Below are 17,807 nucleotides of genomic sequence, written 5' to 3' on the forward strand. Positions count from 1 at the left end.
ATTCTTGTGCAACCGGTTGTCCTTATCTTACGGGCGATGCAAAAAACTGTGCAACCGGTTGTCCGCTGAACGGTCGATTTGGCCGGGTTAACGGTGCAACCGGTTGTACAATCGCAACACTTATGTCACCCTGAGTATCGAAACTCAGCACAAGACATCGTTCTTAAGCTCGTAGGCAACCTCCACGCCCGCTGATATCTCACCCACACGAGACGTATTCGATTTCGGCTTGGTTGCAAAACGACACCGGTCACCGGATATCATGAACGCTGTTCAGGCGCACTATAGTAAGCTGTATCCGCACTAGCCCGTATCAGTGACAACATCGACCGCATTTTTCCAGGAGACGCCATGACACAACCAGTTCGCACCGCACCTACGCTTGCCGAGGTTGCCGCAGCTGCCGGCGTGTCGCGCTCCACGGCATCGCGCGCCCTCAACGATTCGCCCCGCATTAGCGAGGAAACCAAAAAGCGCGTCCGCGCGGCGGCCAAGGAAGTCAATTTTGTCCCCAACGCTCGTGGCCGAGCGCTCGCTGTCGGGCGCACGGAAATCATCGCCGTGCTCGTGACCGAGCCTCTGAGTGAACTCTTCAGCGACCCCACCTATAGCGAGTTTTTGAGCGGCATTACCGAGGAACTGTCGGAGTCGTCCTATCTGCCCGTTATCTTGCAGGCGTCTTCTACGCATGAGCGCAATCGCGCACGCGAGCACTTTGAGCGCCGCTCGTTCGACGCCGTGATCGACGTCTCTCCCTACAAAGGCAGCGAGCTGCTCGAGGTGCTGCGCGAGCTGGGCGTACCCACCGTGTTGTGCGGCCAGCTCGAGGGCCACCCCTATCGCGATGTGTTCTCGACGGTCTACTCTGACGACGAAGAGGGCGGACATTTTGCGGCACTCGCCATGAAGGATCGCGGGCGCAAAGATATCGTCGCCGTGTTGGGACCGCAAGACAACCCCGCTGTTGTCGACCGCCTGCGCGGCTACCGCGCCGTCTTGGGCGAAGACCTCCCAGACGCAAACGTTATCTATACCGGCTGGAACAGCGGAGACGGCTATCAGGCCATGCACCAGATCCTCGCGCGCGAGATTGCTTTCGATGGCGTGCTCTGCGGATCGGACCGTATCGCGGCTGGCGTCATCACCGCACTCAACGAGGCAGGCCTATCCGTTCCTGCGGACGTTTCTGTCGTCGGCTTCGACGATCACGAGATTGCGGCGCGCTGCGTCCCCGCGCTCACGACCGTCCGCCAGCCCCTGCGCGAAGAAGGACACATGGCCGCCAACATTGCGCTCGACATGATCAAGGGTGCCGAGCCCACCACCACCGTCATGCACATGCAGCTCGTTCAGAGAGACTCGCTATAAGAAACTGGGGCAGGCTTTCCGCCAAACAGTTGTTGCGGAAAGCCTGTCCCGTTTGAGCGCTCATTCTGGGGCACAGTTTCCGTTAGACAGCTCAACCGGAAACTGTGCCCCATTATTTTGCCGAATACTGGGTCGCGCTTTCCCAGAGGACCCCCTTTGGGAAAGCGCGACCCCTTCTGGACGCAGATTCCGGGTTGTAGTTTCCCGGCGCACGACGGCAAGCCTCCAAACCATGACGTCACGACATAAAAAACGAGGGAAGGCACGTGTCCTTCCCTCGTTACAGGCAATATGTAGCTGCTTCCCTACATCAGGCGCAGGCTGACGTCCTTGAGCTGGGCGCCACTAACGGCACTCGGGGCACCCGACATGAGGTCGGAGCCGCTGGCCGTCTTGGGGAACGCCATGACGTCGCGGATGGAGTCGGAGCCGGTAAGCAGCATGCACACGCGGTCCAGGCCCAGAGCGAAACCGCCCATCGGGGGCGCACCAAACTTGAGGGCCTCCATGAGGAAGCCAAACTGAGACTCGGCGCGCTCCTCGGTAAAGCCCAGGAGCTTGAGCATGGACATCTGCATCTCGGCGTTGTGGATACGCATACCGCCGCCGCCGGCCTCAAAGCCGTCCATGACAAAGTCGTAGGTGCAAGAACCGGCTGCCAACGGGTCGGCCTCGATCTTGGCGATGTCGGTCTCGGTCGGCAGAGTGAACGGCTGGTGCTCGGCAGCGTAAGCCTTGCGGTCCTCATCCCAGTGGAACAGCGGGAAGTTGACGACCCACAGGAAGTCGTGGCCCTCGCGCTTGATCTCGAGTGCGTTGGCCATGTGAGAACGCATGCCGCCCAGGATCTCGTCAGAGAGCAGGCGCGGGCCGGCGGCGAACATCACAAGGTCGCCGGGCTCGACGTCCATGCGCTCGCGCAGAGCGGCCATCTCCTCGTCCGAGAAGAACTTGACGATGGGGCTGTTGATGGAGCCATCCTCGCGGAAGGCGATCCAGGCCAGACCCTTGGCGCCAAACGTGGAGGCCACGCCGGCGAGCTTATCGATCTTGGCACGTGCCCAGGCACCGGCGCCCTTGGCGTTGATGGCCTTGACGACAGAGCCCTCCTCGTTTGCGGCAGTCGCAAAGACCTTGAACTTGGAGTTGGCAAAGATGTCGGTCAGGTCGACCAGGTGCATGCCATAGCGGGTATCGGGCTTGTCGGAGCCATAGGTGTCCATGGCCTCCCAGTAGTCCATGCGACGCAGCGGCGTGGGCATCTCGACGCCCATGCGGCCGAAGGCGTCGGCCAGGACCTCCTCGAGCGCGCTCATGACGTCATTCTGGTCCACGAAGGACATCTCGATATCGACTTGAGTGAACTCGGGCTGACGGTCGGCACGCAGGTCCTCGTCGCGGAAGCACTTGGCAACCTGGTAGTAGCGCTCGACGCCACCGACCATGAGCAGCTGCTTCAGGAGCTGCGGGGACTGCGGCAGGGCGTAGAAGTTGCCCGGCTGAATACGGCTGGGAACGATGAAATCGCGGGCGCCCTCGGGCGTGGACTTAAACAGGGAGGGCGTCTCGACCTCCATGAACTCACGGTTGTGCAGCGCCTCGCGAATGGCAAAGGTAAAGTCGGAGCGCAGCTTGAGGTTGGCCATCATCTCGGGACGACGGAGGTCCAGATAGCGATAGCGCAGACGAGTGTCCTCGCTCGTCTCGATGCCGTCCTCGATCTGGAACGGCGGGGTGACGGACGTGTTGAGCACCTCAGCGTGGTCGGTCAGGACCTCGATCTCGCCGGTCGCGAGCTTGGTGTTAGTGGTCTCCTCACCACGAGCGCGCACGACGCCGTGGATCTTGATGGGCCACTCGGGACGCATGGTCTCGGCGATCTTAAAGGCATCGCCGTCGGAGTGCTCGGGGTCGAAGGTGAGCTGCGTGATGCCCTCGCGGTCGCGAAGGTCGCAGAAGATAAGGCCGCCGTGGTCGCGGCGACGGCTCACCCAACCGGTGAGGGTGACCTCTTCGCCCACGTTCTCGAAGCGAAGCTCGCCGCAGGTACGGGTGTGCATGGAATGCTCGTCGATGGGACGGGTCTGGCTCATACCAGTGATCCTCCTTTATGGATCTGTGCCGCCCCGTGTCGTTCCGGGCGGCGTCGTACAGATTTGCCCAGCCTGCGTAAACCGCGCAGCCAGACATGGCGTTCTATCTTATCGCACCTGTGTCGATGTGCCGCGAAAAAGTAGCTCTTGCCCAAAGACTTGACGGAGACGAAACAATTGACGCACCGTGACCGTCGCCCAGGCGTGCGACGTGCGACAATGTGCCCCAATACAACTGCACTCGGAAAGGCCCGCCATGACTGCACGCCTCATCGTTATGGATATCGACTCCACGCTCATCAACCAGGAGGTCATCGACCTGTTGGGCGAGGAGGCCGGCGTGGGCGAGCAAGTTGCGCAAATCACCGAGCGCGCTATGCGCGGCGAGCTGGACTTTAAGCAAGCGCTCGAGAAGCGCGTGGGGCTGCTCGCCGGCCTGGACGAGAGCGTGTTCGAGCGCACGTTTGAGCGCGTGACGTTTACCCCCGGCGCGCTGGAGCTTGTGCGCTCGGCGCACAGCAAGGGCTGGAGGGTCGGCGTGGTAAGCGGCGGCTTCCACGAGGTCGCTGACAAGATCGTGGCCGCCGCGGGCATCGACTTTTGCCTCGCTAACCGCCTGGAGGTCGTGGACGGCAAGCTCACCGGCAAGCTGGCGACAGACATTGTGACCAAGGAATCCAAGCTCATCCAGCTGCTGGATTGGGCGGTTGAGTGCGGCGTCGATATGGCACACACCGTGGCAATCGGCGACGGCGCCAACGACATCCCCATGATTCAGGCCGCGGGCACGGGCATCGCGTTTTGCGCCAAGCCCAAGACGCGCGAAGCCGCCCCGTTTGCCATCGACGAGCGCAACCTGATGCTCGCCATGGACATCATCCTGCGCGACTAGCAAGTTCGCCCAACAATTGAATCAGTCTGTCCTATAGTTTCCGAACAATTTTGTCTTAGTGTTCGGAAAAATACCTTTTGAGTGCTAGACTTTGCGCCGTCGAAGGGAACATATATGGATAAGCGAGATCTTGAGCAGTTGCTGAGCGATGTTGCCGGCGGAGCAGTCACCCCGGCTGTCGCCCTTACGCGCATCCAGACGGCTCCGACCGCCGATTTGGGCTTTGCGCAGCTCGATCTTTCGCGCGGAGTGCGCCAGGGAGCCGGCGAGGTTGTCTACGGTGCCGGTAAAACCGCCGAGCAAATTGCCGCCATTATCGAAGCGCTGCGCGATGCCGGCCAGGAGCGCATCCTGGTCACACGCTTGGATGCCGAAAAAGCTGCGCGCACCGCTGAGCTTCTCGGCAACGGCATCGACCTGGGATATGTCCCGGACGCACAGCTCGCCCTCGTGGGCGGCATGCCCTCCCCTACCGGCAACGGACGCATCGTCGTCGCCTGCGCCGGCACGAGCGACCTGCCCGTCGCCGAGGAAGCCGCATTGACGGCCGAGTTCTATGGCAACGAAGTCGACCGCCTCTACGACGTGGGTGTCGCCGGCCTGCACCGTCTGCTCGCGCATGCCGAGGAGCTTGCCCAGGCACAGGTGGTCATCGCCATCGCCGGCATGGAGGGCGCGCTGGCGAGCGTTATCGGCGGTCTGGTGAGCTGTCCGGTCATCGCCGTTCCCACCAGCGTTGGCTACGGCGCAAGTTTTGGTGGCGTAGCTGCACTGCTCGCCATGCTCAACTCCTGTGCCAGCGGCGTTTCGGTCGTCAATATCGACAACGGCTTTGGCGCCGCCTACCAGGCAAGTCTTATCAATCATCTGAGCGCCGGCACACCCCGCGCCCGCTAAGGAGCATTCCATGTCCAATCATCAGCACACGCTTATCATCGACGGCACCTCAGGCATCAGCGGCGATATGACCGTCGCGGCCCTGCTCGATCTGGGCGCCAGCGAGGAGCACCTGCGCGAACAGCTCGCCACACTGCCGGTCGACGGCTTTACGATCGCCGTCACGCGTGCAAACAAGCATGGCATCGACGCCTGCGATTTCGACGTCCAGCTTGCAGAGGGACTCGAGAACCACGACCACGATATGGCCTGGCTCTACGGCAACGAAACAGCTGTCGAGCACACGCACGAGCACGAGCACGAGCACGGGCATGAGCATGAGCATCACCATCATGATCATGGCGGGCACGAACACGAGCACTGCCATGAGCACGACCATGAGGGCCACGCCCATGAGCACGAAGATCATCACCACACCCACCACCATCACCACCGTTCTTTGGCGGATGTCACCGCCATCATCGATGGCTCGCAGTTAAGCGATGGCGCCAAGCGCCGCGCGCTCGCCATCTTTACCGCGCTCGCCGCCGCCGAGGCCAAGGCCCACGGCAAAACGCCCGAGACCGTCATGTTCCACGAGGTAGGCGCCATCGACTCCATCGTCGACATCTGCTCGGTCGCCATCTGTCTCGATGACCTGGGTATCGAGGACATTGTCGTCGAGTCGCTCTCCGAGGGTCACGGCACCATCCACTGTGCCCACGGCCTTATGCCCATCCCGGTGCCCGCCGTCGTCAACCTATGCCAAGCAGGCAATATCGCCCTCACGCCCGCACCGGTCGCCGGCGAGCTCGTGACGCCCACGGGCGCCGCCATCGTCGCCGCACTGCGCACGTCCGAGCACCTACCGGCCCGCTACCGCATCGAGGCCGTCGGCTACGGCGCCGGTAAGCGCCCCTACGAGGGTTGCTCCGGCACGCTCCGTTGTCTGCTCGTTCACGTGGATGCATAGCCATGGATGCCCGCAAAGAAAAAAGCCGCGCTGCCATCGTTGCGGCGTTCTCCGAGCTGCTACGCGAAGTGGACTACGGCAAGATTACCGTCGGCGACATCATCGCGCGCGCTCACGTAGGCCGCGCGACATTCTACGGCCTCTTTAAGAGCAAAGACGACCTACTGTCCGAGCTCGTGAGCGACATCTGCACCCACGCCCTCGACGACGATGGCACACCGCTCGACGACCCACTCGTGCAGGTCGAGCATATCCTCAACAACCTCTGGGAGCGCCGCCAGGGCGTTCGAGCCCTCGTAGCCGGCGCCGGCTCACGCGTCTTCGCCGACTGTCTCCGCAAGACCATCATGTCGCGCGCAGCCGAAACCGTCCCCACCGACCCCGCAGACCCCGCCAGCACCATGGACCGCAGCTTCTTACTACACCACATAGCCTCAAGCTTCGTAGCAACCGTCCAATGGTGGGCCTGGCACAACTTCCAAGCAGACAAAGCCGACGTAGCCAAAGACTACCTCTCGGCCATAAAGCCCCTCTTCAGCTAAGTAAGAAGCTCATCCCAAAGCATCGCCCCAACCCAGGCCGCCACGCATCCCAAAGTGCCACTCGCGCTTCACCGCCCTCAACAGCAACAAGCCCCTCCCATCCAAATCCAAATTCAGATTTATATGTTGGGCTGCTTGCTCGAGCGCAGCAAAGACCCCGCAGCTGGCCGCATGGGGTAACTTCCCAGCGCATTCCGCAGGACGCAAAAAGGCTCGCCGCACGAAGTGCGCAGCGAGCCTTTTTGCATGTCCGAGGACGCGCTGGGAAGTTACCCCATGCGGCCAGCGGACAACTATGTAGCCTCAGACTAGAACATGCCCAAGAAACCATGCACAAACAGCGCGGCCAGAGCGGCACCGACAAACGGCGCGATGCCAGGAACGAGCAGGCCATACTTCCAGTTGTTGTCAGCCTTGTTCTTGATCGGCAGCACCTGATAGGCCATGCGAGGACCAAGGTCACGAGCCTGGTTCATGGCGAAGCCGGTGATGCCGCCCATGCCCATGCCAACGGCCCAAACGATCAGACCGACGCAGATGGCGAGCATCAGAACGTTCTCGCCAGCACGGTTAGCAGCAGCAAGGATGGCGCTAATGAACACGAAGGTGCAGATAGCCTCGCAGAAGAAGTTGCGGGCATAGTTGGTGCCCTCGGTGGTGGGGTTAGTCGAGAAGATGTTGCGCTGGGCAATGGGATCGACGACACCATCGGAAGCCTTGAACTCATCGGCATACATCAACCACGCGATCACGGCACCCGCAAAGCCGCCGAGCATATCGGCAATCATGAAGGGAATGCAGCTGCTCCACGGCACCAAGCCTACGATGCACTGGGCAAGCACCATGGCGGGGTTCATGCACACGGCGCCGCCAAAGATAAACAGGGCGACCGAGATGCCAAAAGACCAGGTGGTGATGGCAAACATGTGGCCGGAGCCCTGATACTTGGTGCCCTTAAGCACGGTATCGCAGTGCACGCCCACGCCAAAGATGATCATGAGGGCCGTTGCGCCGAATTCGCAGAGGAGTTTGGTAAGCATAAAACCTTATCTTTCTTGTCGGTTATAAACGATTCGTTTGGACCACGCACTAGTGCTGCGCGACGACAACGCCCAGGCCATCGGGAATGACGGCAACCTTGGCATCGGCACCCTTCATCTCAAAGGCGAGCTTGAGCGCCTCCTCGATAGTGTTGACCGGCGTCATGTGCATATCCTTGAGCATCTGGTGATCGCACAGGTCGGTGACCATGATCACAGGGTGATGCGCCAGGATGCGGGCGAAAATCTGGCTCGTCCACTGATCGGGCAGGGTCTCGTCCTTAGGACGGTCGATGCAGGCGCGCTCAAACTCCGCCGGATCATTGTCGGCGATGTTGTGATAGAAGCCCTCGCCACCGTGACCGTCAGCACAACCGGCGACATCGATGATCACGCCGCCCTCGGGAAGTGTGGCCTCAGCGGCGCACATGCCCTTCACGGCCTGATAGATGTTCTGGTCGAGCGGGTAGCCGCCGTTGGTGGTGATGGCAATCTCGCACTCAACGGGCTCAACGCCGGCAAGGTTCTTCACAAACTCGCAGCCGGCCTCGTGCGCCTTGTGAATGTCGCCGGCAAAGGAGCCGATGACCTCGTGCTTGCCGTTGAGCACCACGTTAAGCACAAAGGCAAGGTGAGCCATCTCGGCAGCGGCAAACATGTCCTCGCTCACGTGGTTGTGGCACAGGTTGCCGGCACGCGAATGGGAATCGTTCACAAACTGACCATTGTGGTTGTACATGATGGTCTTGTAGCTGGCGATGCCAGGCAGAACGGACTTGCGGCTACCAGAGAAACCGGCAAAGAAGTGCGGCTCAATAAAGCCCTCGGCAAGCAGCAGATCGCAATCGGCAGCAATCTTGTTGATGATGCACTCGCCGCCAGAAGGCAGGGTGCCGATCTTTTTCATCATGCTGTCATCAGTCGCGACGTGCATAACGATTTCCTCGTTGGCAACGATCTCCTCGCCGTACTTGTTGACGAGCTCCTCGTGCGTCGACGGACGATGCATACCCGTAGCAACCAGAATGCGAACGCGCGCCTCAGGCGCAGCGGAGTGGATGTGATGCAGCAGAATAGGCATCGTCACTCGCGAGGGAACGGGACGCGTATGATCGGAGCTAATAATGACGATATCCTTCTTGCCAGCACAAAGCTCCTCGAGCGAAGGCGAGCCATAAGGGTTGGCAAGCGACTCCTCCACCAGCTCTTCCAGCGATTTTGTAGTCTTAAACTCGTTTTGATGACCTTCCATCACACCCGCGAAGTTCTTATCTTCGAGCTCCAGATGCAACGTCTTGTGGTCAAACGGCAGTTCACATTCAAACAATGACGAGCGCCCTCTTCCTTTCAACTGACACACTAGATAAACCGTTGGAAGGATACGCCGCTCACCGAAAAACACCACCGTCCACCGACTCATTAACACAACGTTCATATTTGACCCACAACAAAACGGCCGTGACCCCAAACGGGACCGCGGCCGCCTGTCAAAGACACTATAGACAGGATGATTTACGCAGCGCCGAGGCAAACATCTAGTCCGAGACGTACGCACGTAAGCCATTTTGCATAAATTCGTTAATTAATTGCATAAGATGGCGCATGGATTTCTGGCCATAACTGGGTAGTACCCTCCGGAGCGTGCATTTTTGCGAGTATTCAGCATCGCGGGATAAGATTTTGGCGCCAAAAATCTTTCAAAAGGTAGATAGTCCTCATGACTCGACCCATCTGGATAGCATGCGGCGAGAAACCAGCCATATATGATCGTCGCCAAAGCCCAATCGTCGTGCAAAAGCATCAACAAAGGCAGCGAAAGCCGGCTATGGCCTTATGCATCAATCTTTGGCTGCTGAAAACTCCGTTTTTTGCACGTCGCCCCAAGCACCACCCTCACCCAGCGGCTGATCCGCCGAAGACCGGACATCGCAGGGCCCGCCATTAGTTTACTTTTAGGCACACTCCGCAGGACGCAAGAAGCCCTCGCCGCACTCCACGCTATGCGCGAAGCGCGCCTTATTCCCTTCAGCTTTAATCCCCGAAGACCGAAGACGAAGGGACCCGATGGGTTTCCCTCTGAATGCATTCCGCAGCACGAAGCCCCCTTATCCGCAGCTCCGAAGGAGCAGGATAAGGGGGCTTCAAGTGCGAGGACGCATTCAGAGGGAAACCCATCGGGTCCCGGTGAGAGCCACAGGGCTATCGATTACCCCGTGTTCTGCAAACCTGCCGAGACGCCGGTCACAGTCGAAAGAATCAGGCTCATGTACTCGGCCTTCTTCTCCTCGGCCATCTCGTCCTGGTTCATACGCACCTCGCGAAGGGCGCGGACCTGGGCGATGGACAGGGCGTCGACGTAGGGGTTACGTACACGGACGGCGCAGCCGAGCACGCGACGGCGCTGCAGCGGCCACTCGTCACCGACGATGGCAAGGACCCACTTACGCGTGAGCTGCATCTCGGTAAAGACCTTCTCGGACAGATCCTGGCGGTCGCCCAGGTGCAGATACATCTTGGCGATGCGCTGGTCGGTCTTGGCGATCGACATCTCGATGTTGTCGATAAAGGTGCGGAAGAACGGCCACTCCTGGTAGGCAGCCTTGAGCTGGTCAAGATCGCCAAGCTGCTCGCAGGCGGTGCCCAGACCGTACCAAGCGGCCAGGTTAATGCGCGCCTGGCTCCAGCTGAAGATCCACGGGATGGTACGCAGGTCATCGAGCGACTTGGCGCCCAGACCGCGCTTGGCGGGACGCGAGCCGATCGGCAGCAGACCGACCTCGGTCAGCGGCGTCACGGTCGAGAACCACGGTGTAAAGTCCTCGGTGTTCAGCAGGTCCAGATAGCGTTCGTGGCTTGCAGTGTTGAGCTTCTCGGCCATATCCCAGAACTTCTGCGTGGTCTCGGTGTTGGTCTTCTCGACACTCGGGGCCGACTGCAAAAGCGTTGCGGCGGCAACGGACTCAACATGGCGCTGAGCCAGCGTGCGGTTGCCGTAACGGGCAAAGATGACTTCGCCCTGCTCGGTGAGCTTAAAGAAGCAGTTGACCGAACCCTTGGGCTGCGCCAGCACGGCCTTGTTGGCCGGGCCGCCGCCACGGCCCACGGCACCGCCGCGACCGTGCATGAGCACCAGGTCGATATCGTTCTTCTCTGCCCACTTGGCGATGCGCTCCTGCGCGGAGTGCAGCGCAAGCATGGCCGTGGTAGGACCGGCATCCTTGGAGGAGTCGGAGTAGCCCAGCATGACCTCCATGCGGCGGTTGGTCTGGGCAAGGCGCTTTTGCACCACGGGCAGCGTAAGCATCTGGTCGAGCACGTCAACGCAGCCCTCGAGGTCCTCGAGCTGCTCGAACAGCGGGATCACGTCGAGCTCGGGGACATCCTCCTCGTGTGCGAAGGACAGGTGGGCCAGCTCAAAGACGTCGGCCACATGCTGGGCGCTCTTGGTGAACGAGATGATGTAGCGGTGCGCCATCTTCTTGCCGTAGCGCTTTTGGATGGAGCCGATAGCGCGGAAGGTATCGATGACCTCGCGCGTCATGGGCTGCAGGTCGCCATGGATACCGTTCTCGTGGATATCCTTGAGGGCGCGGGCGTGCACCACGGAGTGCTGACGGAACTCCATCTCGACCATATGGAAGCCGAAGGACTCGACCTGCCAGATGATGGTCTGGACCGGGCCGTAGGCGGCACGGACGGCACCGCAGGCAGCAAGCGAACGCTGGACGACGCGCAGGTCCTCCAGGAACTCGTCGGCGCTGTGGTACATGGTATCGGTGATACGGCGCACGGTGGCGTTCAGACGGTCGGCCATGACGAGCATGACGGCGCGATGCGGCTCGTGCTCGAAAATCAGCTCGGCGCGGGCCGTGTACCGAGGGCTCATCTCGACCTGATGGTTCCACAGGTTGATGAGCTCGGCAGACGGCTTGCTGTAGGTGGCTTCGAGCGTCAGGTTGCGGCCGATGCGGCGGCACTTGTCCTCGAGCTTGAGCACCATGTGGGTGAAGTACTTGGCAGCGACCTCACGGCTCACCTTGGCGGTGACGTTGGGGTTACCGTCGCGGTCGGAACCGATCCAGCTGCCGGGATGGAAGAACGCCGGGCACAGCGGCGGCACAGTACCGGCCTTGTCGCCCAGCACCCAATCGTCAAAACGACGATAGATAACGGGGATAACGTCGAACAGCGTGTTATCGAAGATGTCGATGATGGTATCGGCTTCCTCGACCGGCGTGGGCTTCTTGAGCGCGATGGGGCTCGTACGCACCAGGGCGTCGATCTCCTGCAGCATATGGCGCTCGTTCTCCACCAGGTCGGAGCCGCCCAGACGCGGACGCTCCTCCAGCAGGTTGGAGATACGGCGGATCTTGCCCTCGACGGCCTTACGACGGGCCTCAGTGGGATGCGCGGTAAAGACGGGATGGAACTCAAGCTTGCCGAGCAACTCGTTGGCGCCCTCGACGCCCAGCTCATTCACCAGCTGGTGATAGGCGACGGTGAGCTCGTTGGCGGGATCGACCTCGGTATCGGTCGACGCACCGGCCTCGCGCTCGCGCAGCTGCGCCACGCGGTAGTTCTCCTCCGACAGATTTGCCAGATGGAAGAAGCTCGTAAAGGCGCGAACGATGACCTGCTGCTTATCGAGCGGCAGGCTGTCGATCAGATCGACGACCTCACAAAATGCCACGGCGGTGGGCTCGTCGGCAGTGGGCACGCCCTGCTCGTCGACGGCCTCGTCGGCAGCGCGGGTACCGGGGTTGCCGGCATTGGCCACAATCTCGGCCGACAGGATCTTGTCGAACAGGTCCGCGATCTCAGGATCATACTCGCTAAGCACACGACGCTCCAGGCGCAGGAACAACGCCAGATTGTCGCGCAGCTCCTCGGGGATCTCGATCTCGGCGAGACGCTCCCTGGACTCGGCATTCGAGCCGATTCGGTTAACGAGGCGGTTGACCACGGCAGCGACGCGCGCCGCGGCTTCGGGTACAGACTGGTTGCTTAGGTTCTCAGCCACGTTTCCTCCCATTCCTCCTTCTATGCACGTAACATGTGGTATTCATTATAGGCGCTTGAGAAATACTTTCGACACTGATTGCGCTTTACCACACAAAAGTATTTTCTGCATTGCAAGGGTTTTTGCCCCAAATGGTCGTATTTCTCGGTGGGCGGCATATGCAAGCGAGGGCATTCCGCATAAATGCGAAACACCCCCGTAACAATAGCTCGTCGCGAGCGGGACATGTTAGCGGGTCCGCAGCTCAAAAATCATGCGCTACAGACGCTCGCGAACCGCCTCGACGACGTTGGCCAGATCGACGAGAACCTCGTCATGGCTCTGCATGTCGCGCACCTTGACCTTGCCGGCGGCAAGCTCGTCGCCGCCCAGGACCAGGATGAGCTTGGCGCCTACCTTATCGGCCTGCTTAAACTGGGCCTTGAGCGAACGGCCCTGATAGTCGGCCTCGGTCACAATCCCTGCGGCGCGAAGCTGCTGCGTAATGGTAAAGACGTTCTGACGCAGCTCCTTGCCGGCATTGGCGACGTAGACGCACGGGACCTCCTCGGCACCCAGGTCGCTGCCAAAGGCCTGCAGGGCCAGCAGGGCGCGCTCAAAACCGACGGCGAAGCCGACGCCTGCCGTGGGCTTGCCGCCCTCGAGCTCGACGAGACCATCGTAGCGGCCGCCGCCGCCGATGGAGCCGACGCCGGCGCCAGGGGCCTCGACCTCAAAGACAGTACGGGTGTAGTAGTCCAGGCCGCGCACCAAGGTGGGATCCTCGACATACTCGATACCGGCGGCATCCAGATAGCGCTTGACTTGCTCGTAGTGCTCGCGGCACTCATCGCACAGGTTGTCACCCATCAGCGGAGCCTCGGCCATGATCTCGCGGCAGTGGTCGTTCTTGCAGTCAAAGGCACGCAGCGGGTTGAGCTCGGCGCGCTCGCGGCACTCATCGCACATCTCGTCTGCGTGATCGAGGATAAACTGCTTGACTTGCTCGCGGTAAGCCGGACGGCACTGAGCGTCGCCCATCGAGTTAATGAGCAGACGAAGCTTGGAAAGATCGAAGCCCAGGCGCTTGTAAAACTCCATGAGCATGATGATGCACTCGGCGTCTGCCGCCGGATCGGGAGCGCCGAGCCACTCGATGCCCACCTGGTGGAACTGGCGCAGGCGGCCCTTCTGGGGACGCTCGCCGCGGAACATGGCCTCGGCGTAGTACGCCTTAAACGGCGTGGAGCCCTGGGGCACCAGATTGTTCTCGACGACAGCGCGCACCACGCCGGCCGTGCCCTCGGGGCGAAGCGCCAGGCGCTGCTTGGGCTTGAGTTTGGTGTCGGTGCCCTCGGTAAAGACGCGCTCCAGGTTGGCACCGCTGAACACGCGGAACATTTCCTTGCGCACGACGTCGGTCGACTGGCCGATACCGTGGACAAACACGTCCACCTGCTCGATCGCGGGCGTCTCGATGGGTTTAAAACCAAACGGCTCGAACACGCCGGCCGCAATCTGCTGCATCTTTTGCCAGGCGCGCATCTCGGCGCCGATAAGGTCGCGGGTTCCCTCCGCCTTCTGTGCCTGCATGGGCAAACACCTTTCTTTTGTATCGCGTCATAGGTAACGGTCATTATACGGCACAAATACAAACAGCGGCGGCGCGTCTGACCGAACGAGGGTATGGGGACTCGTTCGGCCAGACGCGCCGCCGCTGTTTGTGATCCCTTTTCCTCCGTCCCCTTCGGATCACGTGATCCCTTGGGGACGGAGGAATAGGGATCATTTCGTAGGCCCGTGGCCGCCTTGGAAACCGAATGATGGTACGAGCATCCATTCGGCTTCCAAGGCGGCCACGGACAGAACGGGACGAACAGAAAAGAGCGACGGACGCCTACTCCCCCGCCACGCTCGCGCGCAGCTTGGCGGCGATGGGCTCGGATACCAGCAGGAACACGAGCATGACCACGGAGCACGCCAAGCACACGATCCAAGTGCTCGCAAAGGAGCCCGAGACGGCAAAGAGCACGTAGACCTGCCACAGCTCACCGACAAAGCTCATGCCGGCAAGCACCGCCGAGGTAGCGATAACGGTGAGCGAGCCCAATACGCGGCCACTCACTTTATCGGCAACATGGCCGATAACGAGCGAACCCACGACGCTCACCACGGTGGAGATGGCATTGGAGATGTTGTACTGCGCAAGGGAAATGCCCAGGTCGCTGACGATCAGCGGCTGGAACAGGCTCATGCAGTTGACGAAAATCGTGTAACACGTGGCCATGATCACGAAGCCGGAGGCCACCACGAGCCAGCCGGGGAAGAACTTACGCTGCTGGGGCATACTGCTCCTTTTAGACAAACGAATAGCCTGCGCCGGGCGCCGGTAGTGCCCAAGATTGCCTTGAAAGACAAGGGCATAGGCCTTACGGCCATGCCCGCAGGCTTGAAAGGCAAGGTTGGGTGCTACCGGTGGTCGGCGATATAGCCCAAAGCGACGGCGGTATAGGCCGCGGCACCGAGCGGCAGCTCGGCATCGTTAAAACGTGCCTTGGGATGGTGCTGGGCAAAGTGTTCGTCCGTGTCGGTTACGGCCGCGCCCACGGTAAAGTACGCACTTGGGATCTTGCTCGAGATAAGCGCGAAGTCCTCACTCGCCATGGCATGGAAAAGCGGCAAGAAAGCCGTCTTGGGCAGCACTGCGCCCACGTAGCCAAGCGACGCCTGAGTCATATCGCTGTCGAGTACAAGCGGCGGAACATCCGAAAGCGTCTCGATGGTCGCCGGCGTACGATAGGTCGTAGCAACGCCGTTAACGACCTCCGCGATGCGGGTCTTTAGGTGAGCCATGAGCTCAACATCAAAGCCGCGCAGCGTTCCCTCGAGCACGCAGGTGTCGGGGATGACGTTGGCCGCCAAGCCGCCGGCGAACTTACCAACGGTAAGTGCGACTTCCTTGGCCGCCGGCACCTCGCGGGAGATAAGCTCCTGGAGCGCCAGGTGCACGTGGACGCCGGCCGTGATGGGGTCGATGCAGATCTCGGGGCTGGAACCGTGGCCGCCCTTGCCCTGGAGCGTGATGCGGAAACCGTACACACCCGAGAGCGCCGGGCTGCCGTAGAGCACCAGGCCAAGCGGCGACTGGCTGTTGACATGCATGGCAAAGGCCGCCTGAGGGCGCGGGTTCTCGAGCAAGCCGTCGGCGATGGCAGCGCGTGCTCCCTCAAAGGTCTCCTCGCCCGGCTGGAACAGCAACTTGACGGTAGCGTTGGCCTCCACAAGCTCGGCCTCGCGGGCCTTGAGCAGGCGCGCCGCACCAAGCAGGGCCGTCGCGTGCATATCGTGACCGCAAGCATGCATGCAGCCATTGGTGGATGCAAAGGGCTCGCCGGATTCCTCGACAACGGGAAGGGCATCCATATCGCCTCGGAGCATGACGACCGTTCCGGCCTGCTCGTCCTTGCACGTGCCATTGCCCTGAGCGGCCGCACCGGCACCGATCAGGCCAACGACGCAGGAACCGTCGACTAGCGTGGTATGGGGGATGTCCATCTCGTCCAGACGTGCCTGGATATAGGCAGACGTCTGCGGAAGATTGTTACCCAGCTCGGGCATCTGGTGTAGATCGTGTCGCCATGCAGCGAGCTCGTCTGCAAAAGCCTGAGCTTCTGCGACAAGACCGTCACCGATAGCGGCCTGCGCCGCCGCGGTGGCCTGGGGCGCTGGTTGCGGTTGAAAATCGGACAGAGCTGATGCCATAGAAGCCCTCCAGTAACGTTTTTGCAGCACGCACTTTGATAGCGTAAAGTGCAAGGTACAACTGTAAGGGCATGACATAAAAATGCCGCCCTGGGAGGGCGGCGCAACAAGTTGTTTACAATTGCGGGTGTGATTTTCGGCGCAAGAAATCGAAATGCGTCTCGCTCAAGATAATCGAAAGAAAGATGAGCGCGAAGCCGGCGAGCAGGCGCGAGGTGAGCGCCTCCCCCATCAGCAGCACCGAGAACAGCACGCCCGAAGGCGACTCCATCGAAAGGAGCAGTGAGCCCGTCGAGGCCGAGACATGCGCCAAGCCGACGTTTTGGATGAGCAGAGCCGCGCATGTGCAACCAACCGAGAGAAACGCCATCGCGCTGATAAAGCTCGGCGTCCACACGGACAGAGGCGCTTGGGTCTCGAATAGCAGCGACGTTGCCAGGCTCAGCACGCCGTTGCCCACAAACATCCAAAACGTGATGACGTTGATGTCCATTTTGCGACCGTACTTGGCAGTCACCGCCATCTGGATGGCGAAAAAGACCGCACCCGCCAGCGTAATGACATCACCGATGTTGAATTCAACGCTATCGAGCGCCACCAAGCCAATGCCCGCCAAGCACAGCAGCGCCGCGCCCAGGTTATAGCGGGTGAGTTTTTCGCCGCTCAGAAAATAGCTCGCGAACGGCACAACGATGCAATACGTGCCCGTCAAAAAAGCATTCTTGCCCGCCGTGGTGTGCGCCAGACCGACTGTCTGCAGGGCGTAGGCGGCCCACATAAGTGCGCCCATGCCAAGTCCGACGATAAGGTTGCGGGCGTTGAGGTGCGCGATGATGCGCTTGTGGAAGATGAAAAACATGACCAACGCCGCAGGCAGAAAGCGCACGTAGAGCAGTTCGAACACCGGAATGGTGTCGAGCGCGTCCTTCATGGTCGTAAAGGAGTAGCCCCAGACGACTGCCACCGAAAGCAGCAGGACTTTCCAGAACAGCGGCGAGCGAGCGCCGGCGCCGCGGGAGGTGCCGCCCGCGCCCAGGTCCTCGCGAGCAACAGGGCTATCGGGCATCATTTCGATATTGTCAGTGGCATGCTGGGCCATAGGGCATCCTCGCGCTCAATCTGGGCGTGGTGTCCGCACGCGCATGGCTGCGTGCCGCCTCATGGTCAAATAAAAGCAGGGCGCACCGGACCCCCGGCACGCCCCGCTACTGTAGCAACAACCAAGCAGCCCGTGCAATTCACTACGCTAAAGCATCGGGTTG

13 protein-coding genes are annotated in these 17,807 nt (G+C 60.9%); 5 read left to right on the top strand and 8 right to left on the bottom strand.

Annotated features, from left to right (window positions below):
- Nucleotides 1-351 precede the first annotated feature (351 nt).
- A complete protein-coding gene (locus AAA021_RS01810; RefSeq protein ID WP_195234166.1) occupies nt 352-1,368 on the top strand; it encodes a LacI family DNA-binding transcriptional regulator in 1,017 nt (338 codons plus the stop codon).
- A 305-nt stretch (nt 1,369-1,673) separates the two neighbouring features.
- Here AAA021_RS01810 and aspS read toward each other — a convergent pair whose 3' ends face one another.
- Entirely contained in the window at nt 1,674-3,461 is a 1,788-nt protein-coding gene (gene aspS / locus AAA021_RS01815; protein WP_117770446.1) for an aspartate--tRNA ligase, read from the bottom strand.
- A 256-nt stretch (nt 3,462-3,717) separates the two neighbouring features.
- Here aspS and serB point away from each other — a divergent pair, with 256 nt between their 5' ends.
- The 4 genes from serB (at nt 3,718) to AAA021_RS01835 (ending at nt 6,744) form a co-directional block, all read left to right on the top strand.
- Nucleotides 3,718-4,353 (top strand): phosphoserine phosphatase SerB, encoded by a 636-nt coding sequence (gene serB / locus AAA021_RS01820; protein ID WP_349087707.1) that lies wholly within the window; start codon nt 3,718-3,720, stop codon nt 4,351-4,353.
- A 114-nt stretch (nt 4,354-4,467) separates the two neighbouring features.
- Nucleotides 4,468-5,250 carry a nickel pincer cofactor biosynthesis protein LarB gene (larB, locus tag AAA021_RS01825; RefSeq protein WP_349087709.1) on the top strand — a complete coding sequence of 261 codons (783 nt, stop codon included), beginning with the start codon at nt 4,468-4,470 and terminating at the stop codon, nt 5,248-5,250.
- A gap of 10 nt (nt 5,251-5,260) precedes the next feature.
- Nucleotides 5,261-6,202 (top strand): LarC family nickel insertion protein, encoded by a 942-nt coding sequence (locus tag AAA021_RS01830; protein ID WP_349087710.1) that lies wholly within the window; start codon nt 5,261-5,263, stop codon nt 6,200-6,202.
- 2 nt (nt 6,203-6,204) lie between these two features.
- Entirely contained in the window at nt 6,205-6,744 is a 540-nt protein-coding gene (locus AAA021_RS01835; protein ID WP_349087711.1) for a TetR/AcrR family transcriptional regulator, read from the top strand.
- Nucleotides 6,745-7,052: 308 nt separating this feature from the next.
- Here AAA021_RS01835 and larD read toward each other — a convergent pair whose 3' ends face one another.
- The 7 genes from larD to AAA021_RS01870 form a co-directional block, all read right to left on the bottom strand.
- Nucleotides 7,053-7,784: a D/L-lactic acid transporter LarD gene (gene larD / locus AAA021_RS01840; protein ID WP_195234155.1), complete on the bottom strand. Its 732-nt coding sequence runs from the start codon at nt 7,782-7,784 to the stop codon at nt 7,053-7,055.
- 49 nt (nt 7,785-7,833) lie between these two features.
- Complete coding sequence (gene larA / locus AAA021_RS01845) at nt 7,834-9,111, bottom strand: nickel-dependent lactate racemase (protein WP_349087712.1); 1,278 nt, start codon at nt 9,109-9,111, stop codon at nt 7,834-7,836.
- Nucleotides 9,112-9,990: 879 nt separating this feature from the next.
- The gene (locus AAA021_RS01850) at nt 9,991-12,723 is read right to left on the bottom strand and encodes a phosphoenolpyruvate carboxylase (RefSeq protein ID WP_349087772.1); all 2,733 of its coding nucleotides are present in this window, start codon (nt 12,721-12,723) and stop codon (nt 9,991-9,993) included.
- 339 nt (nt 12,724-13,062) lie between these two features.
- Nucleotides 13,063-14,376 carry a histidine--tRNA ligase gene (hisS, locus tag AAA021_RS01855; protein ID WP_055285961.1) on the bottom strand — a complete coding sequence of 438 codons (1,314 nt, stop codon included), beginning with the start codon at nt 14,374-14,376 and terminating at the stop codon, nt 13,063-13,065.
- Between the two features lie 304 nt (nt 14,377-14,680).
- Nucleotides 14,681-15,130: a hypothetical protein gene (locus tag AAA021_RS01860; protein ID WP_349087714.1), complete on the bottom strand. Its 450-nt coding sequence runs from the start codon at nt 15,128-15,130 to the stop codon at nt 14,681-14,683.
- 122 nt (nt 15,131-15,252) lie between these two features.
- Nucleotides 15,253-16,545 (bottom strand): M20 family metallopeptidase, encoded by a 1,293-nt coding sequence (locus tag AAA021_RS01865; protein WP_117790210.1) that lies wholly within the window; start codon nt 16,543-16,545, stop codon nt 15,253-15,255.
- Between the two features lie 115 nt (nt 16,546-16,660).
- Entirely contained in the window at nt 16,661-17,644 is a 984-nt protein-coding gene (locus tag AAA021_RS01870) for a DMT family transporter (RefSeq protein ID WP_117770437.1), read from the bottom strand.
- Between the last annotated feature and the right edge of the window lie 163 nt (nt 17,645-17,807).

It is taken from the genome of Collinsella sp. CLA-JM-H32, assembly GCF_040098165.1.
In the GTDB taxonomy this organism is placed as follows: domain Bacteria; phylum Actinomycetota; class Coriobacteriia; order Coriobacteriales; family Coriobacteriaceae; genus Collinsella.